The following is a 19,012-nucleotide window of genomic DNA, read 5'->3' on the forward strand; positions in this document are numbered from 1 at the left end:
GCAAAGGGAAGGAAGCGGCTTATTGTAGGCCGCGTGCAGCAGGCGTCAAGGCCTGGGCCGGCAGGCCTCCAGGGTCAGCGCATCATGGCGGCAAAGGCCTGCTGGTACTGCTGCAGCTTGTGCGGGAAGTGGGCGGCACCGGTGTCAAACACCCAGTGCTCGATCGCAGGCGCGGGCGCCAGCCCCAGGCTGTGCAACTGCTGCAAGGCATCGAGCTGGGTTTTAAAGCCATGCAGCATGGGGCCGTTGACGTCTTCATCGGAGTGGATGCCAGTGTCCAGAATGCTGGGCGCGATGGCGATGCTGCGGGCACCGCGCAGATGGCCCACGCGCAGCGCGCAGGCGACGGCTGCGGCACTGGTCGCTGGGCTCCAGTCTTCCGGGTGGCCCATGCCGATCACCAGGAGGGAGGGGGCTTGCGCGGCACCCGCAGGCGGGGTGATCAGCAAGGTCTCCAGTGGCTGGGCGCGGAAGGCGCCATCGCGCCGGGCCTGGGCCAGCTGGCCGCCCAGGGCTGCATCGAGGTTGGCCAGCCCGCCTGTCATGGGCTGGTGGTCCACTTCATGCGTGAACATACAGGCGCAGGACAGGTCCACCTGCGCGCCGGTGGCATCCACGGTCACCAGTTCCAGGCGCACACCACGGTACTGTCCGATATCGCCACGTTCTACTGCTACTGCTGCTGCCATTGGGGGGATCTCCTGTCAGAGGGGGTTGCGCTGCGGCGGGATGCTGCAGAGGGCTCGGCCTATGCTAACAAGCGCATCAACTGGGTGCTGTGGGAGGGCTTCCGACTTCCTCGCCTTGCTGCGCCAGCTGCTGTTGCAACAGCTCGACAAACGCCCGTACCTTGACGGGGCGAAAGCGCGCAGCCGGAAACACCGCATGGATGCCGCCGGACGGCAGCTTCCAGTCGGGCAGCACCTGGACCAGGCGGCCGCTGTGCAGGTCGTCGGCCACGGCGTAATCGGGCAGCACCGACAGCCCAGCGCCATGGCGCACTGCCTCGCGCACGGCCATCGTCGCATTGAGCGACAGCACCGAGGGCATGCTGACATTCTGGCGCTCCAGCGCATTGCGCGAAAAGCTCCAGTGCAGCGGATCGCGCAAGGCGGTGTTGGCGACAAAGGGCAGGACGCTCAGCTGCTGCGGTTCCTGCACATCCGCCAGTTGCGGGGACCAGCTGGGGGAGGCCACCAGCAACTGGCGAAAGCTGCCAATCTGACGGGCCTGCAGGTGCAGCTCGGTGAGCCAGCCTACACGTATGGCCAGCTCCACCTGGCCGTCCATCAGGTCAAGGGATTGGTCGCTGAGCGAGGCATCCACCTTGCACTGCGGGTAGCGGCGGCAGAAGGCGGTGATGGCGGGCACGATGGCGGCAATGCCATAGTCGAGCGGGGCGGTGAGCCGCAAGGTGCCCGATGGTGCCTGGGCCGACTGTGACAGCTCATCAAAGGCCTCTGCTGCCTCCTTCAGGATGAAGGCGCAGCGCTGGTAAAAGGCCTGGCCGGCTTCGGTAGGCACCACCTTGCGGGTGCTGCGGGTGAGCAGGCTGGTGCTGAAATCGGCCTCCAGCTTGGCCACCTGCTGGCTGACCACGGCCTTGGTGATGCCCAGGCGCTCGGCGGCTGCGGTAAAGCTGCCCGTCTCTACCACTGCACTGAAATAGGCCAGCCGCTTGAGGTGCGAGAAGTTGCCAAGGGCGGCCTCGTCAAGATTGTTTGCTTTTTGCATACGACATATCTATTTGATTGCTATTTATTTGTCAATCCATCTTGGCTACTATGGCGCCATTGCATCCGATATGGAATGAATATGAATCGTCTGTATTACCTCTTCGATCCCCTCTGCGGCTGGTGCTATGGCGCTGGGCCTGTCCTCGCGCTGCTGTCGCAACGCGGCGGCGACCAGCCGCAACTGCTGCCCAGCGGCCTGTTCGCGGGCGAAGGCGCAAGGCCCATGGACGACGCCTTTGCCGCCTACGCCTGGAGCAATGACCAGCGCATCGAGCGCTTGACGGGCCAGCCCTTCAGCGCGCTCTACCGCAGCCAGGTGCTGGACAACCACGAGCGCATGTTCGACAGTGGCCCTGCCACGGTCGCGCTGACCGCCGTGGCCTTGACGGCGCCGCAACGCGAGGCCGAGGCGCTCAAAGCCATCCAGCATGCGCGCTATGTCGATGGGCTGGACAACACCGCCATCCCGGTGCTGCTGGCCTTGCTGCGTGGCCTGGGGCTTGAAGAGGCCGCTGCCCGGCTGGCAGCCCCCGATGTGGCGCTGATGGAAGCCTACAGCGCAAGAACAGCCCAGGCCCAGCAGCTGATGCGCGCGCTGGGTGCGCAAGGTGTACCCAGCTTTGTGCTGGAGCACGATGGCCAGCGGCAGCTGCTGAATGCGAGCACGGCTTTTTCCAACCCCGAGGCCTTCGCCGACCAATGGCTGGCCGCCTGAATCAGCAAGGATTGACGGCATGACGACAAGCAACCTGGACACCATTCGCGCCACTTACGAAGGCAGCCCCGAGGACAACGCGCAGCACCTGATGGCGGCGCTGGCGCCTGACGCGCTGTGGATCGAGGCGGCAGGATCGCCCTATGCCGGCAGCTATGTGGGTGCTGCGCAAATCGTTGAAGGCGTGTTTGCGCGCCTGGGCAATGACTGGGCGACCTTTAGCGCCCAGGTACACAGCTACCTGGCCGATGGTGATCGGGTCGCTGTCTTTGGCCGTTACGCCGGCACTCACCGCGCCAGTGGCAAAGCGATGGAGGCGAGCTTTTCGCATCTCTACCAGCTGCGTGGTGGCCGGATCATTCGCATGGAGCAGGTGGTGGACAGCGCCCCCATGTTGCAGGCCATGCAGGCATAAGGCCATGTACAGCCCTGATGAACTGCGCCAGTTGCAGGCCCTGGTCGCCCAATGGCGAGCGGGCGACTGGCATGCCGCACACAACGGCGTGCAGCACTACCCCGGCCTGCTCGCGGCATGGCTGCACGGCATCCTGCATTTGCAGGAAGGCGATCTGGAAGATGCCGAGAACTGGTACGACCGCGCCGGCAAGCGTTTTCGCCAGCGCGAGACCTGGGAGCAGGAGCTGGCCCAGCTGGAAGAAGCCATGGCACAAGCCCTGGAACAAAGCACGGCAGCGGGCGCTGCCCATACCTAACACCCGGGGGCCGCAGGATGGCCTGCGCCCCTCTTTTTCTAACACTTTGAAAGCAAGCAAGACCATGAAGCAACGCTACTACACCCTGTCCGCCTGCGCGCTGGCCGCTGCCCTGTTGGTGGGCTGCGATCGCAACAGCACCGAATCGGCGCCTGCGGCACCTGCCGCCAGTGCCCCCGCAGCACCCGCACCAGCTGACACCCAGCAGGCGGCCTTGACCACCGAGGTCTTCAACCCAGGCGAGCAGGCGATCTTTGCGGTGTCCTCCGTGCTGGTGCAGGGCAAGACGGACGCGGTGCTGATCGATGCACAGTTCTCGGCGGAGCAGGCGCGCAAGCTGGCGGACAAGATCAAGGCCACGGGCAAGCGCCTGACGACGATCTACATCAGCCATGGCGACCCGGACTTCTACTTTGGCCTGGACACCCTGCAGGCGGCTTTCCCCGAGGCCAAGATTTTGGCCACGCCGCAGACCATTGCCCATATCAAGGAAACGAATGAAGCAAAGCTGAAGGTTTGGGGCCCCAAGCTGGGCGAGAACGCGCCCAAGCAGTTGGTGGTGCCTGAACCCCTGCAAGGCGACAGCCTGCAACTGGAGGGGCAGACCCTGCAGCTGATCGGCCTCGACAGCCCGGCGCCCGACCGCACGGTGCTGTGGATCCCATCGATCAAGACGGTGGCCGGCGGCATCCCGGTGATGGCCGGTGAGCATGTGTGGATGGCCGATACCCAGACGCCGCAGTCCCACACGGATTGGCTGGCGATGCTTGAGCGCATCAAGGCGCTGGGCCCCGAGGTGGTGATCCCCGGTCACTTTGTGGGCACCATGCCTGCAGGCACGGCGGCGGTGGACTTTACCGCCGATTACATCCGCGCTTTTGACGAAGAGACGGCCAAGGCCCAGGATGGCGCGGCGCTGGAAGCGGCGATGAAGCAGCGCTTCCCCAATCTGGGAGGGCTCGAAAGCCTGGCTCTGAGCGCCAAGGTGGCCAAGGGCGAGATGCAGTGGCATTGATCCAGCGCTGAGAAGGACCACGGCGCTGCACCCCCGCCGGGATCGGCCATCCCGGCGGGGGTGCATTGCTTTGTGCCTACAATGCGTGCTTTGGCTGGAATCTCCAGCCCCCTTGGCGTGCGCGCCAGATTCCAGGCCTTTATTCGTTGTTTGTTAATGCAGCACATTCGTAATTTTTCCATCATTGCCCATATTGACCATGGCAAATCGACCTTGGCAGACCGCCTGATCCAGTATTGCGGAGGTCTGGCCGATCGTGACATGGAGGCGCAGGTGCTGGACTCGATGGACATCGAGAAAGAGCGCGGCATCACCATCAAGGCACAAACCGCTGCTTTGAACTACAAGGCCAAGGATGGCAAGGTTTACAACCTCAACCTGATCGACACCCCCGGCCACGTGGACTTTTCCTATGAAGTCTCCCGCTCGCTGTCGGCCTGCGAAGGCGCGCTCCTGGTGGTGGATGCCTCGCAAGGCGTGGAAGCCCAGACGGTGGCCAACTGCTACACCGCGCTGGATTTGGGCGTCGAAGTGTTTGCCGTGCTCAACAAGATGGACCTGCCCAATGCAGATCCGGACAATGCCAAGGCTGAGATCGAGGATGTCATCGGCATCGATGCCACCGATGCGATTCCCTGCTCGGCCAAGACCGGCATGGGCATTGAAGAAATCCTGGAAGCCGTGGTGGCCAAGGTGCCGCCGCCCAAGGGCGATCCCGAGGCACCGCTGCGCGCGATGATCGTGGACAGCTGGTTCGACCCCTATGTGGGCGTCGTGATGCTGGTGCGCGTGGTCGATGGTCAGCTCAAGAAGAATGAGCGCTTCAAGATGATGGCCACCGGTGCCGCCTACGAAGCCAATACGCTGGGCGTTTTCACCCCCGCCAATGAACCGCGCAACAGCCTCAAGGCCGGCGAAGTGGGCTACATCATTGCCGGCATCAAGGAGCTGAAGGCGGCCAAGGTGGGTGACACCATCACCTTGGAAAAGAAGCTGCCCAACAACCTGGGCCCTGCCGCCGAGCCGCTGCCCGGCTTCAAGGAAGTCAAATCCCAGGTGTTTGCCGGGCTGTACCCGACCGAAGCCTCGGAGTATGACCAGCTGCGCGATGCGCTGGAAAAACTGCAGCTCAATGATGCGGCGCTGCAGTACGAGCCTGAAGTGTCGCAAGCGCTGGGCTTTGGCTTCCGCTGCGGCTTCCTGGGCCTGCTGCACATGGAGATCGTGCAAGAGCGCCTGGAGCGCGAGTTTGACCAGGACCTGATCACCACCGCCCCCAGCGTGGTCTACCAGGTGCTCAAGGCCGATGGCGAGATCATCGACGTCGAGAACCCGTCCAAGATGCCCGATGCCGGCCGTCTGGAAGAAGTGCGGGAACCGATCGTGACGGTGCACCTCTATATGCCACAGGAATACGTTGGCCCGGTGATGACCCTGGCCAACCAGAAGCGCGGTGTGCAGCTGGACATGGCCTACCACGGTCGCCAGGTGATGCTCACCTACGAGATGCCTCTGGGCGAAATCGTGCTGGACTTCTTTGACAAGCTCAAATCGGTCTCGCGCGGTTACGCGTCGATGGACTATGAATTCAAGGAGTACCGCCCCTCAGAGGTGGTCAAGGTTGATATCTTGCTGAATGGTGAAAAGGTGGACGCACTGTCCATCATCGTTCACCGCTCGCAGTCGGTGTACCGCGGCCGTGCCGTGGTGGCCAAGATGCGCGAGATCATCAGCCGCCAGATGTTCGATGTGGCGATCCAGGCGGCGATTGGCGCCAACATCATCGCCCGCGAAACCGTCAAGGCGATGCGCAAGAACGTGCTGGCCAAGTGCTATGGCGGCGACGTTTCGCGCAAGCGCAAGCTGCTGGAAAAACAGAAGGCCGGTAAGAAGCGCATGAAGCAGATCGGCTCGGTGGAAGTGCCACAAGAGGCCTTTCTGGCGATTTTGCAAGTGGACGATTAAGAAAAGCAGCCCAGAACAAAGTTATGCAAATCCTGACAACACTGATTCTGGCCGCCTTTGTGGCCTATATGGGCGCCTGGTACAGCGGCGCGATCGAGGGCAACTTTGCCCTGCTGCTGTTTTTGGCCACCGTCATCACCGGTGCCTACTGGCTGGCAGAGCGTTTTTACTTTTTCCCCCGCCGCAAGGCCGCTGCCGTTCAACTGGAGGCTTCGGCCCAAGAGCGCCGCCGGCAGCTCGATGCCCAAGGCATCCAGAAGGTCGATGGCGATGACCTGGAAGAGGGCAAGGCGCGCCTGCTGATGCAGCCCTGGTGGCTGGATTGGACCGCCGGTCTGTTCCCGGTGATCATCGTGGTCTTTATCCTGCGCTCTTTCCTGTTTGAGCCGTTCAAGATTCCGTCGGGCTCGATGATCCCGACCTTGCAGGTGGGCGACCTGATCTTGGTCAACAAGTTCACCTATGGCGTGCGCCTGCCGGTGATCAACAAGAAGATCAGCGATGGCACGCCGCCCAAGCGTGGCGATGTGATGGTGTTCCGCTATCCGCCGCAGCCCAGCATGGACTACATCAAGCGTGTGGTGGGCGTACCCGGTGACGAGGTGGCCTACATCAACAAGCGCCTGACCATCAATGGCCAGGCCGTGCCGACGACCAACCAGCCCGATTATTTCGAGCAGGATGCGATGCGCTACTTCAAGCAGATTGAAGAGCAGCTGGGCGACAAGCCCCACCGCTCGATCATCAACCCGGATGTGCCCAACTTTGTTCAGGGCGTGACCGACTTCAAGTACAAGGACAACTGCCGCTACAGCGTCGAAGGCGTGACCTGCAAGGTGCCCGAAGGCCACTACTTCATGATGGGCGACAACCGCGACAATTCGTTGGATTCCCGTTACTGGGGCTTTGTGCCGGATGCGAATATTGTGGGTCGGGCCTTCTTTGTCTGGATGAATTTCGGTAACATCAAGCGCATCGGACCATTTAACTAAAAAAGTTTTCTAAGAGGGATTGACTATGCAGGCTATGAAACAAGCACCCCGACACCGCCAACGCGGCATGTCGTTCATCGGTGTGGTGCTCTGGGGTTTCATCATTGTGGTTTTGGCCATTGTGGGCAGCAAAGCAGTCCCGATCGTGATCGAGAACATGAACATCAAGAAGGCAGCCGTCAAGGCTGCCCGCCAGGGCTCGACGGTGCAGGAAGTGCGCACCATCTATGAACGCTCGCAGGCGATTGATGACATGACATCGGTGAATGCCAAGGATTTGGAAGTGACCAAGGATACGGACGGCAAGATTGTGGTGTCGTACAGCTATGAGCGGGACATCCCCTTGTACGGACCGGCTTTCTTGGTCTTCCGTTTTAACGATAGTGTGAAGTAGGTGGAACCAGAACTCAGTCGATTGCAGGAACGCCTGCAGTATTCTTTTGCGAACGGTGCGTTGCTGCAGCGAGCGGTAACGCACCGTAGTTTTTGTGCGGATCACAATGAGCGCCTGGAGTTTCTCGGCGACTCGGTGTTGGGCCTGGCGGTATCGACGATGCTGTTCCAGCAGCTCAAGGGCACCCCGGAAGGTGAGCTCTCGCGCATGCGGGCCAACCTGGTCAAGCAAGACACCTTGCACCAGATTGCGCTGCGCCTGCAGCTGGCCAAGGTGCTGCGCCTGGGAGAGGGCGAGTCCAAATCGGGCGGACGCGAACGTCCCTCGATCCTCGCTGACGCGGTCGAGGCGATTATCGGAGCGGTTTACTTGGATGCTGGTTATACGCAGGCCGAGGCCATCGTGCATCATCTGTACGAGCGCGTAGAGATCTCGCAGCACATGTCTGCGGCCTCCAAGGATGCCAAGACGGCGCTGCAGGAATGGCTGCAGGCACGCAAGAAATCGGTGCCGGAGTATGTGGTGACCGGTACCACCGGCGCTGCGCATGCGCAGACCTTCCATGTCGACTGTGTGGTGCCGGCCTTCCAGGCCCGCAGCGAAGGTGCCGGCGCATCGCGCCGCGCAGCCGAGCAGGCGGCCGCCGCCATCATGTTGCAACAATTGCAGACCCAGCATCGCTAAGCTTTTATGACCTCCAAAAAATCCAATCCTCCAGAAGCCGCTGGGCAAGATGCTGCTTCGCTGCTGCCTTCGGGCCAGTCCGTGTCCGATCTCGATGCCATGCTGGCCGCGGCCAAGCCCGGCACGCCGGTTGCCCGTGTCACGCCGGCCGATGCGGCCCCGGCTGACGCGCCCGCTGTGCCTACCGGTCCCCAACGCTGCGGTTTGATCGCCATTGTCGGCAAGCCCAATGTAGGCAAGTCCACGTTGATGAATGCGCTGGTCGGCCAGAAGATCTCGATCACCTCGCGCAAGGCGCAGACCACGCGCCACCGCATCACGGGCATCCGTACGCAGGACAACACACAGTTTGTGTTTGTCGATACGCCCGGTTTCCAGACCCGCCATTCGCGCGCGCTGAACAAGTCGCTCAACAAGACGGTGATGGGCGCCATTGGCGATGTGGACCTGATCCTGTTTGTCGTCGAAGCAGGCAGCTTCACCCTGGCCGACGCCAAGGTGCTGTCGCTGTTCAAGCCGGGCATTCCCACCTTGCTGATTGCTAACAAGCTCGACACCATCCATCGCCGCCATGAAATCGCGCCCTGGCTGCGTGATATGCAAGAGCGCCACCCGTTTGCCGAGTTCGTGCCGATGTCGGCCAAAAACAAGGGCGATATCGATCGGATGTTTGGCATCTGCGAGAAATACCTGCCCGAGCAAGCCTGGTTCTATGGCCCCGAAGAGCTGACCGACCGCAGCGAGAAGTTTCTGGCCTCCGAGACGGTGCGCGAGAAGCTGTTCCGCTTCACCGGCGATGAGCTGCCCTACACCTCGACCGTCATCATCGACAAGTTCGAGGAAGAGCCCAGCAAGGCACATGGCCGCTTCATGCGCATTGCCGCAACCATCGTGGTTGAGCGTGATGGGCACAAGGCCATGGTCATTGGCGAGAAGGGCGAAAAGCTCAAGCGCATCAGCACTGAGGCGCGCCAGGAGCTGGAAAAGCTGCTGAACGCCAAGGTGTTCCTGGAAGTCTGGGTCAAGGTCAAGTCCGGCTGGGCCGATGACGAGGCCCGCGTCAAGTCCTTCGGCTACGAATAAGCCCCGCAAGCCTGGCTATCTGCCCGGCTTGTAGGCAGCAGTCTCTTAGCGCTGCAGGGGCTTGCCAGCCGCTGCAGCAGCGCCTGGCCTGGTGGGCTACCCTGTGATACCCCGGTGATCTCTGCGATCACGTACTGCAACGACCCCCGCCATGGCTGTCAAGCGCGTCAACGAAGAACCTGCCTATATCCTGCACCGCTATGACTGGAGCGAATCCAGCCTGGTGCTGGAGTGCTTTACCCGGCATCGGGGGCGGGTCGCCCTGGTCGCCAAGGGCGTCAAAAAACCGACGTCCAGCTTTCGGCCGGTGCTGCTGGCGCTGCAGCCGCTGCGCCTGTCCTGGGGCATTGCCGGCGAGGCGGCTTCGGACATCCACACCCTCAAAAGCGCCGAGTGGGTCGGCGGCCACACCATGCCCGTGGGCGGCGGTCTGCTGTCAGGCCTCTACCTCAACGAGCTGCTGATGCGCCTGCTGGCGCGCGAAGACCCGTTTGCCAACCTCTTCGACATCTATGCCGGTGTGGTGCGGGTGCTGGCTACCGACCACGGGGATGTGCTGGAGCCTGTGTTGCGCGCCTTTGAATTGCTGCTGCTGCGCGAGCTGGGACTGCTGCCTTCGCTGGCGGAACAGACCCTGTCGCTGCAGCCGCTCAAGGCCCAGGGCCGCTACGTGCTGGTGCCGGATGCCGGCTTGCGCGAGGCCCATGGGCAGGACAGGGCGGGGCTCTCAGGTGCACAATGGGAGGCCCTGGAAGAAGCGCTGTTGGCGGCAAACCCCTATCCCGCCGTCCTCAGGGCTTGCGTGATGTGTGCAGGCGAGCTAAAAGTTCAGTTGCGTACGCTGTTGCAGCACCATTGTGGTCAGCCGGTACTGCGTACGCGCCAGTTGATGATGGATATCCAATCACTATGACTACCCCCGTGAAAACTGCCCTGTCTATCAACCTCAACAAGGTGGCACTGGTGCGCAACACCCGCCATCTGGATATCCCCAGCGTGACGCGTGCGGCACGTCTGTGCCTGGAAGCAGGCGCGCAGGGGATCACCGTGCATCCCCGACCGGATGAACGCCATATCCGCCCCGGCGATGTGGAAAAGCTGGCCGGCGTGATCGCCACCTGGCCGGTCAAGCGTGAGTTCAACATCGAGGGCAACCCTTTTCACAACCTGATGGACTATGTGCGCCAGTACCGCCCGCACCAGGTGACCTTTGTGCCGGACGGCCAGGACCAGTTCACCAGTGACCATGGCTGGAGCTTTCCGCAGGATGCCGAGCGCCTGCAGCCGCTGATTGCGGAATGCAAGGCGCTGGGCGTGCGCGTGAGTTTGTTCATGGACCCGATCCCTGAGCAAATGGCCGCTGCCAAGGCGGTGGGTGCCGACCGGGTAGAGCTGTACACCGAGCCCTATGCCGCTGCCTTTGGTACTCCTGAGCAAAGTGTGCAACTGGCGCGCTACGCAGCAGCGGCCAAGGCCGCGCAGGCAGCGGGCCTGGGCGTCAATGCGGGCCATGACCTGAGCCTGCGCAACCTGACCCCTTTTGTGGCCAACGTTCCCCAGGTACTGGAGGTGTCGATCGGCCATGCCTTTGTGACCGATGCGCTGGAGATGGGCTATGCCGAAGCCGTGCGTGCCTACCGCCGCTCGCTCGATGCCCGCGCCGATGGCGTGTTGCTGTAACTCAAGCAGAGGCGTTGTGACAGCATGATCTACGGCATTGGCACCGACATCTGCGATATCCGCCGCATTCGCGCGACCCTGGAACGCCAAGGCGAGCGCTTTGCCCACAAGGTGCTGGCCGAGGGCGAGCTGGCCGTCTGGCGCCGCCGCAGCGAGCGCTGGCCCGACCGGGGCGTGCGCTACATGGCCACCCGCTTTTCGGCCAAGGAGGCCTTCAGCAAGGCCGTGGGCCTGGGCATGCGCATGCCGATGACCTGGCGCAACTGCGAGGTCATCAACCTGCCCAGCGGCAAGCCTGGCATACGCCTGCATGGCGAGCTGGCCACCTGGTTTGAGGCGCAGGGCCTGACAGCCCATATCACCGTGACCGATGAGGTCGACTATGCGGCGAGCTTTTGCGTCGTCGAGAAGCTCTGACCTCCGTTCCTCCGGGCCCTCGCAGGGCCCGTTTTTGAATCTTCCGCGCCCTTGCGCTCCCTTCCATGCACGCTCCTCTGATCATTGATATCGCCGGCAAGGCCCTGACCGATGCCGACCGCGCCCGCCTGTCGCACCCGCTGGTGGGGGGCATCATCTTGTTCGCCCGCAACTGGGACAACCGCTCGGCGCTGGTGCAGCTGTGCGCGCAGATCAAGGCCGTCAAGCCCGATCTGCTGATTTGTGTGGACCATGAGGGTGGACGCGTGCAGCGCTTTCGCAGCGATGGTTTTACCCACATCCCTCCGATGCGCCACTTTGGCCAGATGTGGATGGACGACGGCCAGGGCAGCAAGCACCGCCCGGGTAGCGGCGCAATGCGGGCGATGAATGCAGCCACCGCTGCCGGCTATGTGCTGGGCGCCGAGCTGCGCGCCTGCGCGGTGGATTTCAGCTTCACCCCGGTCCTGGATCTGGACTATGGCGAAAGCTCGGTCATCGGCGACCGCAGCTTTCACCGCGACCCGCGCGTGGTCGCGATGCTGGCCAAGAGCCTCATGCACGGGCTGCTGCAAGCGGGCATGGGCAATTGCGGCAAGCACTTCCCTGGCCATGGCTTTGTCAAGGCAGATTCGCATGTTGCCATTCCGGTCGATGCGCGCAGCCTGAGCGCCATCCTGGCCGAGGATGCCGCACCTTACCCCTGGCTGAGCAGTGTGCTGACCGCCGTGATGCCCGCCCACGTCATCTACCCCAAGGTGGACAAGCGCCCGGCCGGATTTAGCGAGAAATGGCTCAAGGATGTGCTGCGTACCCGTCTGCGCTATGACGGCGCGATCTTCAGCGATGACCTGAGCATGGAAGGCGCACGCCGCATCAACGGCGAGGTGATCAGCTACACCGATGCGGCGCTGGCGGCTTTGGCGGCCGGCTGCGACATGGTGCTGCTGTGCAACCAGAGCCTGGGCCTGGGTGCCCATGTGGATGAGCTGCTCGACGGCATGGACGAGGCCCTGCGCAGCGGCCGTTGGCAGCCGGACGAGGATTCGGAATCGCGCCGCCTGGCATTGCTGCCCGAGACGGTACCCCAACCCTGGGATGAGCTGATGCGCCAGCCCGCCTACCAGGACGCGCTGGACCTGCTGGCCTGAGCGAGTTGCTGACGGTGGTGATCTTTTAAGCCCCGCCTCAGCCCCGTCCTCTAGATTGCTCTCATCCCCTAGATGGCTGAGAGCGATGCCCCTACACAACCCCTTGCGCCGTGTGGCGCTGGCCTGCCGCGAAACCTTGGCGCTCGCGCGGCCCTATTTTGTCTCCGAGGACAAGCGCCGCGCCTGGGGCCTGCTAGCGGCCATCGTGGCGCTCAACCTGGCCGCCGTGTTCATGCTGGTGCAGATCAACAGCTGGAACCGGGTGTTCTACGATGCGCTGCAGAACAAGCAGGCGGATGTGTTCTGGCACCAGCTCTGGCGCTTTTTGTGGCTGGCGCTGGTCTACATCGTCATTGCGGTCTACAAGTTCTACCTGACCCAGCTGCTGCAATGGCACTGGCGCCGCTGGCTGACCGCGCACCTGCAAGGCCGTTGGCTCGCCCACAAGGCGTTCTACCGCATGGAGCTGGGGCGCTATGGCGGCGGGCCCAAGGCGCCGGACAACCCTGACCAGCGGATCCAGGAAGACATCAACCTGTTCAGCAGCTACAGCGTGGCGCTCAGCATGGGCCTGTTGAATGCGCTGGTCACCTTTGTCAGCTTTGTCGGCATTCTCTGGGGCTTGAGCGCGGCGATGGACCTGAGCCTGCCCGCCGCGCTGGGCGGCGGCAGCCTGCATATTCCCGGCTTTATGGTCTGGATGGCCGTGCTGTACTGCCTCGTGGGCAGTGCCATATCGCTGTGGCTGGGCAAGCCGCAGGTGCGGCTCAACAACCAGCAGCAGCGCCTGGAGGCCAACTACCGCCACCACATGGTCCGCGTGCGCGAGCATGCCGAAGCCATTGCGATGGACAGCGGCGAGCAGGTCGAGGGCGAGCAACTGCGCCTGCGCTTTGGCGATGTGATGGCCAACTACCTGCAGCTGGTCAAGCAGCAAAAGCGCATGGCCTGGTTCAGCAATTTCTTTGGCCAGGCCGCCGTGGTGTTTCCGTTCATCATTGCCGCGCCGCGCTTTTTCAGCGGTGCCATCCAGCTGGGCCAGCTGATGCAGATTGCCTCGGCCTTTAACCAGGTGCAGGATTCGCTCAGCTGGATCGTCAACAACTACAGCGATATTGCAGCTTGGCGGGCCACCAGCCAGCGTCTGGCAAGCTTTGAGGCAGGCCTGCGGGCGCAGGCCCAGCCGCAAGGCGCTGCGCTGGCAGCGGGCGACCAGCTGCAAACCCAGGGCTTGCAGGTGAGTCTGCCCGATGGCCGGGTCGTCATCGATGCCGCAGACTTGCAGATTGACCCGGGCCAGCAGCTGCTGATCAGCGGTCGGTCTGGCAGCGGCAAATCCACCTTGCTGCGCAGCTTGGCCGGCATCTGGCCCTTTGCGCAGGGGCGGGTACAGCGGCCGATGGATGGCATGTTTATCGCGCAGCGCCCTTACTTCCCCGATGGCAGCCTGCGCCAGGCACTGGCCTATCCGCAGGCCGCTGCTACCTATACTGATGCGCAGTTGCAAGCGGCGTTGGCAGCGGCGCAGCTGCCGCTGTTGGTGGCGCGCCTGGACGAGGTGGCTGCCTGGAATGCCGTGCTGTCTGGCGGTGAGCAACAGCGCCTGGCCATTGCGCGCGTGCTGCTCAAGCGGCCTGCCTGGGTGTTTGCCGATGAAGCCACCAGTGCACTCGACCAGGACACTGAAGCCGCCATCTATGGCCAGTTGCAGCGGCTGGTGCGCGAGCGCGGCGGTGCACTGGTATCGGTGGCGCACCGCGACAGCGTGCAGGCTTTCCATGACCTGCGTTGGCAACTGGACCCCGAACAGCGTGCACTACTGCAAATCGCTCTCAAGCAGTGATCGGCGGGTTCCCGCGCACCCATAAAAAATGCCTGCACGAGGCAGGCATTGGCTGTATGTGGCGCAGCGCTTAGGCGACGGCGCCGACACCCAGCAGAGCGATCACCAGGAACACCACGGCGATAGCTACAAAGATGAAGAAAAGGATCTTGGCAATACCTGCTGCACCCGACGCAATGCCGGTAAAGCCGAAGACACCGGCCAGCAACGAGATCACCGCAAAAATAATGGCCCACTTAAGCATCGAACACCTCCTGTTGTCATGTGATGGTTGATCTTAAGCAGGGGGCCCGAGCAACGCCGTGGGCCGAAGATGTAAGTAGAGGTAGGCTGGCGCTGACAGTTGCGGATCGGTTGACTTGCCCCTTCGTTATGGGACCGATGGGGTCTGCGCGGGCTCCGCCGGGCTGGCCTCGGGTGGCTGCTGCGGTGGTGGGTCATCGGTCCAGCGGCGCACCACTTTTTGGAAGATGTGGGTATTGGGGATCTGCAGCACCACACTTTGGCTGCGGTCAGCGACAAAGTCCTCGATGGTGGTGTAGAGCATGTTGATATCGACCACCCGGCCCTTGGCGCCGGGCTTGTCCAAGCCGTCGAGCACTTCGATGTAGTCGCCCAGGCGGTAGGGCCGCACGGTGAAGATCAGTACGGCGCAGAAGAAGTTGGAGAGCACGCTCCAGGCAGCAAAAAAGGCCACAGCGCCCACGGCGGCGAAGCCCGAGAAGGCGGTCCACAACACGGTGGCGCTGACCCCTAAACGCTCCAGAATCAGCAGGCAGGTGCCGCCGATGATGAGCCAGCGCACGAGGCCCTTGATGGGCACGGCCAGCTCCAGCGGCCAGTGGTAGTGCTGGGCCATGCGGGTGATGAGCTTGCGGGTGGCGTAGTTGAGGCTGACGGCGAGCAGCAGGACCAAGGTGATCTGCATGGCAGGCACGATGATGTCCACCCATTCGGCGGCCCATTCAGGGATCAGGAGTTTGAGTCGGTTCATGGCGGGGAGCAGAGCGCGCAGCGGGCACCCAGGGCGCCCGTGTTAGAGGATGTGTTGATTATCAGCGATGAGAGGGCGGCAAGAAGGCGGCATTCAGGCCAGCGGCAGCTGGCTTTCCTGCGCGCGGCAGGCCTCGTCATGCCAATCGACCAGGGCCTGGATGTCCATGGCCATGCGGGCCTGGCCCAGTTGTGCGATGAACTGGCAGGCGCTGTACTGCGCGGCTTGCTTGTCGTAGACATGCGTCCAGTCTGCCCGGGCCGCCAGCTGGTTGGCAGCGGCCGGCCAGCGCCGCACTTGGGGGCTGGGACCGGACAGGCCCATGCGCCAGGGCTTGCCGGTGACGCGGGCGCGGAAGCACTGCTGCTGCAGGCACAGGCGCTGGTAGATGGGATCGACCTGCAAGGCGGAGAACAGCGTCTGCACGGCGCTGTCTGTGGGCAGCATGGTCTCGTGGGTCACGATGATGCGCAACCCTTTGGGCGTGCTGTACACGCGCAGGCCCCAGTCGGGGTGCTGCTGGCTGAAGGCGGTTACCCGCTCCAGCGCCACCTGCCGGGGATCGGCGCTGCCGGCCAGCTTTTGCCGCGCATTCAGCCAGCGCCGCAGCCACAGTGCCAGCACCACCGCTGCGCCGGTCAGCGCCAGCATGGCGGGCACCACGCCGCCCAGCGCAAACACCACAAAGCACGCGGCCAGCGCAAAGAAGGCAGCAATCAACATGGTTGCCGCGCTGGGCGCCGGTGGGCGGCGGGGGAAGTCCATGTCGGCGATGGCGACATCGGGGGTGTTGAGGCAGTGCGCGCCATAGCTGTTGCGCGTCATCACGGTGCGGCCACGTTGCGCGAGGATCTCTTCCCGGATGGGGGTGTGGTCGTTCAGCCCGTATTCGCCCAGCCGTTCCATGCGCTGGAAGCTGGCATCCAGATGGCGCATCTGCGGGGCGCTGAGTACCTGGTCGAGGGCAGTCTGCGCGCGTTGCTGGGCATGGGCCTGCGCGGCGTCCAGGCTCTGGTCGGACCAGCCCCAGCGTTGCACGGTGGCGCCATGGCGGCGGCCGGTTTCATGGCGCAGGCGCGCTTGCGCCCAGTAGCGGGGTATTTGCATGCAGGCCAGTATATCGGCGACAGGCGGGCATGAAAAAGCGGCATAGGCCCCTTGGGAGAGCCTATGCCGCCTGGCGCTGCTGGCAGGCCGAGGGCCTGTAGGGGGCGTTATTGCTCGCGGCGCAGGGCCGGGAACAGGATGATGTCGCGGATGCTGGCGCTGTCGGTCAGCAGCATCATGAAGCGGTCGATACCGATGCCGCAGCCGCCGGTGGGGGGCATGCCGTACTCCAACGCGCGCACAAAGTCGTGGTCGTAGTACATGGCTTCGTCATCGCCGCCATCCTTGGCAGCGACCTGGGCGTTGAAGCGGGCGGCCTGGTCTTCGGCGTCGTTCAGCTCGGAGAAGCCGTTGCCGAACTCGCGGCCGGTGATGTAGAGCTCAAAGCGCTCGGTCACTTCGGGGCGGTCATCGTTGGCGCGGGCCAGCGGGCTGATCTCGGTCGGGTGCTCCATGATGAAGGTGGGGTTCCAGAGCTTGTCTTCGACCAGCTCCTCAAAGTAGAGCACCTGCAGGCTGGCGAGGGTGCGGCCCGCCAGCTTGTCCTTCTCTTCCTTCATGCCCAGTTTCTTCAGCGCATTGGTGAGCCATTCGCGGTTGCCCACGTTCTCGCCGGCGTCGGTGTACTTGACGATGGCTTCGGTGATGGTCAGGCGCTCGAAAGGCTGGGTCAGGTCCACCGGCTTGCCGCCATAGGTCAGCTCCAAGGTGCCCACGGCCTTCATCGCGGCGTCGCGGATCAGCGCTTCGGTGTAGTCCATCAGGTCGCGGTAGTTCCAGTAGGCCGCGTAGAACTCCATCATCGTGAACTCAGGGTTGTGGCGCACCGACACCCCTTCGTTGCGGAAGTTGCGGTTGATCTCGAACACGCGCTCAAAGCCGCCAACGATCAGGCGCTTGAGGTAGAGCTCAGGCGCAATGCGCAGGTACATCTCCTGGTCCAGCGCATTATGGTGGGTGATGAAGGGCTTGGCATTGGCACCGCCGGGGATGGGGTGCAGCATGGGGGTTTCGACTTCGAGGAAGCCGTGCTCGACCATGAACTCACGGATGCCCGACACCGCCTTGGAGCGGGCCACAAAGCGCTTGCGCGCCTCTTCGTCGGTCATCAGGTCGACATAGCGCTGGCGCACCTTCTGCTCCAGATCGGCCATGCCATGGAACTTGTCAGGCATGGGGCGCAGGCTCTTGGTGAGCATGCGAATCTTGCTGACCTTGATCGACAGCTCGCCGGTCTTGGTCTTCATCAGCAGGCCTTCGGCGCCGATGATGTCGCCCAGGTCCCACTTCTTGAAGTCGGCATAGACCTCTTCACCGACGGTATCGCGGGTGACGTAGAGCTGGATGCGGCCGGTGGCGTCTTGCACGGTGGCAAAGCTGGCCTTGCCCATGACACGCTTGAGCATCATGCGGCCGCCCACGCTGACCGTGATGGCAGCGGCTTCCAGGTCGGTGGCGTCCTGGTCCGCATGGGCCGCAATCAGGGCGGCAGCGCGGTCGGCGGGCTTGAAGTCATTGGGGAAAGCCACACCTTTGCCTTGGCGCTGTGCTTCGCGCAGGGCTTTGAGTTTTTCGCGGCGCTCAGCAATCAGTTGGTTTTCGTCGTGCGCAACCGGCGCGGTCTCGGGAGTGGTGTGGTTTTCAGACATGAAGAGGCCAGCATTGCGCTGGTGAACGGCCAAAACCTGCCATTTTAAGATTTTTCGCAGGGCCTGTGCCCGCAAAAGCCGTAGTGTCCGACTGCTGCGCCGCTTTTCGTCCCTGGCGCGCCGGGGGATTTGCTGGTGCTAGCCAGGGCGGCGGCCCTAGAATAACAGCTTCAAGCCCTTAGCTATTGGCCTGCCAGCTTCATTTTTAATAGCAAATTCGCATTCTCGGGATGGCTCCCGACTGGAAACACCGATGCTTTTTCAAATCCTGTCCCTGCTGCTCAATATTGCAGGTGGTCTGCTGACCGGTGCCTGCCTGCTGCGCTGGTACATGCAGTACCAGCGCGTGTCCTTCAACAACCCCTTGGGCCAGCTGGTGCTGGCGCTGACGAGCTGGATGGTGCTGCCGCTGCGCAAGTTCACCAAGCGCGTGCCAGGGGGCGATTGGGCCAGCATCCTGGGCGCCTGGCTGGTGCAGCTGCTGCAGTTTGTGCTGCTGTGGCTGCTGTCGGGCGGCCTGGCATCGCTGCTGTCGGTGGTGGTGGTTGCGACCATTGGCGTGGCCAATATCGCCATCTCCACGATGGTGGTCATCACCCTGGTGCATGCGGTGCTGTCCTGGCTGGCGTCGGGCAATGCAGTGATGAACGCCGTGTTCTACCAGCTCACCGCGCCGCTGCTGCGCCCTTTGCGCAAGGTCATCCCCTTGGTCGGTGGCGTGGATCTGTCGCCCATCGTGCTGCTGGTGGGCTTGCAGATCATCTCCATCATGCTGGCGCACCTGCAGTCGCGCTTGCTGATGGCGGTGTGATGCCGTAGTGGGGCCTGGGCCTAGACCTAGACGCAAAAAAACCGCCATAGGCGGTTTTTTTGT

21 protein-coding genes are annotated in these 19,012 nt (G+C 63.0%); 15 read left to right on the forward strand and 6 right to left on the reverse strand.

Annotation, left to right across the window (positions count from 1 at the left end; all coding sequences use genetic code 11):
• Nucleotides 1–74: 74 nt before the first annotated feature.
• Both HS961_RS07655 and HS961_RS07660 read right to left on the reverse strand, forming a co-directional pair.
• Nucleotides 75–689: a M17 family peptidase N-terminal domain-containing protein gene (locus HS961_RS07655; protein ID WP_182327137.1), complete on the reverse strand. Its 615-nt coding sequence runs from the start codon at nucleotides 687–689 to the stop codon at nucleotides 75–77.
• Between the two features lie 76 nt (nucleotides 690–765).
• Nucleotides 766–1,734 (reverse strand): LysR family transcriptional regulator, encoded by a 969-nt coding sequence (locus HS961_RS07660; RefSeq protein ID WP_182327138.1) that lies wholly within the window; start codon nucleotides 1,732–1,734, stop codon nucleotides 766–768.
• Nucleotides 1,735–1,815: 81 nt separating this feature from the next.
• Here HS961_RS07660 and HS961_RS07665 point away from each other — a divergent pair, with 81 nt between their 5' ends.
• The 14 genes from HS961_RS07665 (at nucleotide 1,816) to HS961_RS07730 (ending at nucleotide 14,388) form a co-directional block, all read left to right on the forward strand.
• Nucleotides 1,816–2,451, forward strand: coding sequence for a DsbA family protein (locus HS961_RS07665; RefSeq protein WP_182327139.1), 636 nt, complete (start codon nucleotides 1,816–1,818; stop codon nucleotides 2,449–2,451).
• Between the two features lie 19 nt (nucleotides 2,452–2,470).
• On the forward strand, nucleotides 2,471–2,866 hold the full coding sequence (locus HS961_RS07670; RefSeq protein WP_182327140.1) for a nuclear transport factor 2 family protein: 396 nt from the start codon (nucleotides 2,471–2,473) through the stop codon (nucleotides 2,864–2,866).
• Nucleotides 2,867–2,870: 4 nt separating this feature from the next.
• Complete coding sequence (locus HS961_RS07675; RefSeq protein ID WP_182327141.1) at nucleotides 2,871–3,164, forward strand: hypothetical protein; 294 nt, start codon at nucleotides 2,871–2,873, stop codon at nucleotides 3,162–3,164.
• Between the two features lie 64 nt (nucleotides 3,165–3,228).
• Nucleotides 3,229–4,179, forward strand: a complete 951-nt coding sequence (locus HS961_RS07680; protein ID WP_182327142.1) for an MBL fold metallo-hydrolase — start codon at nucleotides 3,229–3,231, stop codon at nucleotides 4,177–4,179.
• A gap of 156 nt (nucleotides 4,180–4,335) precedes the next feature.
• Nucleotides 4,336–6,144, forward strand: coding sequence for a translation elongation factor 4 (lepA, locus tag HS961_RS07685; RefSeq protein WP_182327143.1), 1,809 nt, complete (start codon nucleotides 4,336–4,338; stop codon nucleotides 6,142–6,144).
• Nucleotides 6,145–6,167: 23 nt separating this feature from the next.
• Complete coding sequence (gene lepB / locus HS961_RS07690; protein WP_182327144.1) at nucleotides 6,168–7,136, forward strand: signal peptidase I; 969 nt, start codon at nucleotides 6,168–6,170, stop codon at nucleotides 7,134–7,136.
• A 25-nt stretch (nucleotides 7,137–7,161) separates the two neighbouring features.
• A complete protein-coding gene (locus HS961_RS07695) occupies nucleotides 7,162–7,530 on the forward strand; it encodes a DUF4845 domain-containing protein (protein WP_182327145.1) in 369 nt (122 codons plus the stop codon).
• Complete coding sequence (gene rnc / locus HS961_RS07700) at nucleotides 7,531–8,214, forward strand: ribonuclease III (RefSeq protein WP_182327146.1); 684 nt, start codon at nucleotides 7,531–7,533, stop codon at nucleotides 8,212–8,214.
• Between the two features lie 99 nt (nucleotides 8,215–8,313).
• Nucleotides 8,314–9,297: a GTPase Era gene (gene era, locus HS961_RS07705; protein ID WP_182328172.1), complete on the forward strand. Its 984-nt coding sequence runs from the start codon at nucleotides 8,314–8,316 to the stop codon at nucleotides 9,295–9,297.
• A gap of 151 nt (nucleotides 9,298–9,448) precedes the next feature.
• On the forward strand, nucleotides 9,449–10,210 hold the full coding sequence (gene recO, locus HS961_RS07710) for a DNA repair protein RecO (RefSeq protein WP_182327147.1): 762 nt from the start codon (nucleotides 9,449–9,451) through the stop codon (nucleotides 10,208–10,210).
• Nucleotides 10,207–10,977, forward strand: a complete 771-nt coding sequence (locus HS961_RS07715) for a pyridoxine 5'-phosphate synthase (protein WP_182327148.1) — start codon at nucleotides 10,207–10,209, stop codon at nucleotides 10,975–10,977. Before recO ends, HS961_RS07715 begins: the two co-directional genes overlap by 4 nt.
• Before the next feature lie 24 nt (nucleotides 10,978–11,001).
• Nucleotides 11,002–11,394: a holo-ACP synthase gene (gene acpS, locus HS961_RS07720; RefSeq protein ID WP_021026432.1), complete on the forward strand. Its 393-nt coding sequence runs from the start codon at nucleotides 11,002–11,004 to the stop codon at nucleotides 11,392–11,394.
• Nucleotides 11,395–11,459: 65 nt separating this feature from the next.
• Nucleotides 11,460–12,545 carry a beta-N-acetylhexosaminidase gene (gene nagZ / locus HS961_RS07725; RefSeq protein WP_182327149.1) on the forward strand — a complete coding sequence of 362 codons (1,086 nt, stop codon included), beginning with the start codon at nucleotides 11,460–11,462 and terminating at the stop codon, nucleotides 12,543–12,545.
• 85 nt (nucleotides 12,546–12,630) lie between these two features.
• The gene (locus HS961_RS07730; RefSeq protein ID WP_182327150.1) at nucleotides 12,631–14,388 is read left to right on the forward strand and encodes an ABC transporter ATP-binding protein/permease; all 1,758 of its coding nucleotides are present in this window, start codon (nucleotides 12,631–12,633) and stop codon (nucleotides 14,386–14,388) included.
• Nucleotides 14,389–14,458: 70 nt separating this feature from the next.
• On the opposite strand, the gene HS961_RS07735 is transcribed toward HS961_RS07730, so the two are convergent.
• The 4 genes from HS961_RS07735 to lysS all read right to left on the reverse strand — a co-directional run bounded on the left by HS961_RS07735 (nucleotide 14,459) and on the right by lysS (nucleotide 18,138).
• On the reverse strand, nucleotides 14,459–14,632 hold the full coding sequence (locus HS961_RS07735) for a DUF1328 domain-containing protein (RefSeq protein ID WP_182327151.1): 174 nt from the start codon (nucleotides 14,630–14,632) through the stop codon (nucleotides 14,459–14,461).
• A 126-nt stretch (nucleotides 14,633–14,758) separates the two neighbouring features.
• Nucleotides 14,759–15,382, reverse strand: coding sequence for a mechanosensitive ion channel family protein (locus tag HS961_RS07740; RefSeq protein ID WP_182327152.1), 624 nt, complete (start codon nucleotides 15,380–15,382; stop codon nucleotides 14,759–14,761).
• Between the two features lie 93 nt (nucleotides 15,383–15,475).
• Nucleotides 15,476–16,489 (reverse strand): hypothetical protein, encoded by a 1,014-nt coding sequence (locus HS961_RS07745; protein WP_182327153.1) that lies wholly within the window; start codon nucleotides 16,487–16,489, stop codon nucleotides 15,476–15,478.
• Between the two features lie 107 nt (nucleotides 16,490–16,596).
• Nucleotides 16,597–18,138, reverse strand: a complete 1,542-nt coding sequence (gene lysS / locus HS961_RS07750; protein ID WP_182327154.1) for a lysine--tRNA ligase — start codon at nucleotides 18,136–18,138, stop codon at nucleotides 16,597–16,599.
• A gap of 253 nt (nucleotides 18,139–18,391) precedes the next feature.
• On the opposite strand from lysS, the gene HS961_RS07755 reads away from it, so the two are divergent.
• Complete coding sequence (locus HS961_RS07755; RefSeq protein ID WP_182327155.1) at nucleotides 18,392–18,949, forward strand: YggT family protein; 558 nt, start codon at nucleotides 18,392–18,394, stop codon at nucleotides 18,947–18,949.
• Nucleotides 18,950–19,012 lie beyond the last annotated feature (63 nt).

Origin of the sequence: Comamonas piscis (assembly GCF_014109725.1) — a bacterium.
Taxonomy (GTDB): domain Bacteria; phylum Pseudomonadota; class Gammaproteobacteria; order Burkholderiales; family Burkholderiaceae_C; genus Comamonas; species Comamonas piscis.

Bases quoted from the DNA above. Each gene is read 5' to 3' on its own strand.
- HS961_RS07655 (WP_182327137.1), bottom strand. From the start codon at position 689: ATGGCAGCAGCAGTAGCAGTAGAACGTGGCGATATCGGACAGTACCGT.
- recO (WP_182327147.1), top strand. From the start codon at position 9,449: ATGGCTGTCAAGCGCGTCAACGAAGAACCTGCCTATATCCTGCACCGC.
- lysS (WP_182327154.1), bottom strand. From the start codon at position 18,138: ATGTCTGAAAACCACACCACTCCCGAGACCGCGCCGGTTGCGCACGAC.
- era (WP_182328172.1), top strand. From the start codon at position 8,314: ATGCTGGCCGCGGCCAAGCCCGGCACGCCGGTTGCCCGTGTCACGCCG.
- HS961_RS07745 (WP_182327153.1), bottom strand. From the start codon at position 16,489: ATGCAAATACCCCGCTACTGGGCGCAAGCGCGCCTGCGCCATGAAACC.
- acpS (WP_021026432.1), top strand. From the start codon at position 11,002: ATGATCTACGGCATTGGCACCGACATCTGCGATATCCGCCGCATTCGC.
- HS961_RS07735 (WP_182327151.1), bottom strand. From the start codon at position 14,632: ATGCTTAAGTGGGCCATTATTTTTGCGGTGATCTCGTTGCTGGCCGGT.
- lepB (WP_182327144.1), top strand. From the start codon at position 6,168: ATGCAAATCCTGACAACACTGATTCTGGCCGCCTTTGTGGCCTATATG.
- HS961_RS07730 (WP_182327150.1), top strand. From the start codon at position 12,631: ATGCCCCTACACAACCCCTTGCGCCGTGTGGCGCTGGCCTGCCGCGAA.
- HS961_RS07680 (WP_182327142.1), top strand. From the start codon at position 3,229: ATGAAGCAACGCTACTACACCCTGTCCGCCTGCGCGCTGGCCGCTGCC.
- HS961_RS07660 (WP_182327138.1), bottom strand. From the start codon at position 1,734: ATGCAAAAAGCAAACAATCTTGACGAGGCCGCCCTTGGCAACTTCTCG.
- nagZ (WP_182327149.1), top strand. From the start codon at position 11,460: ATGCACGCTCCTCTGATCATTGATATCGCCGGCAAGGCCCTGACCGAT.
- lepA (WP_182327143.1), top strand. From the start codon at position 4,336: ATGCAGCACATTCGTAATTTTTCCATCATTGCCCATATTGACCATGGC.
- HS961_RS07665 (WP_182327139.1), top strand. From the start codon at position 1,816: ATGAATCGTCTGTATTACCTCTTCGATCCCCTCTGCGGCTGGTGCTAT.
- HS961_RS07670 (WP_182327140.1), top strand. From the start codon at position 2,471: ATGACGACAAGCAACCTGGACACCATTCGCGCCACTTACGAAGGCAGC.
- HS961_RS07715 (WP_182327148.1), top strand. From the start codon at position 10,207: ATGACTACCCCCGTGAAAACTGCCCTGTCTATCAACCTCAACAAGGTG.
- HS961_RS07740 (WP_182327152.1), bottom strand. From the start codon at position 15,382: ATGAACCGACTCAAACTCCTGATCCCTGAATGGGCCGCCGAATGGGTG.
- HS961_RS07695 (WP_182327145.1), top strand. From the start codon at position 7,162: ATGCAGGCTATGAAACAAGCACCCCGACACCGCCAACGCGGCATGTCG.
- HS961_RS07675 (WP_182327141.1), top strand. From the start codon at position 2,871: ATGTACAGCCCTGATGAACTGCGCCAGTTGCAGGCCCTGGTCGCCCAA.
- HS961_RS07755 (WP_182327155.1), top strand. From the start codon at position 18,392: ATGCTTTTTCAAATCCTGTCCCTGCTGCTCAATATTGCAGGTGGTCTG.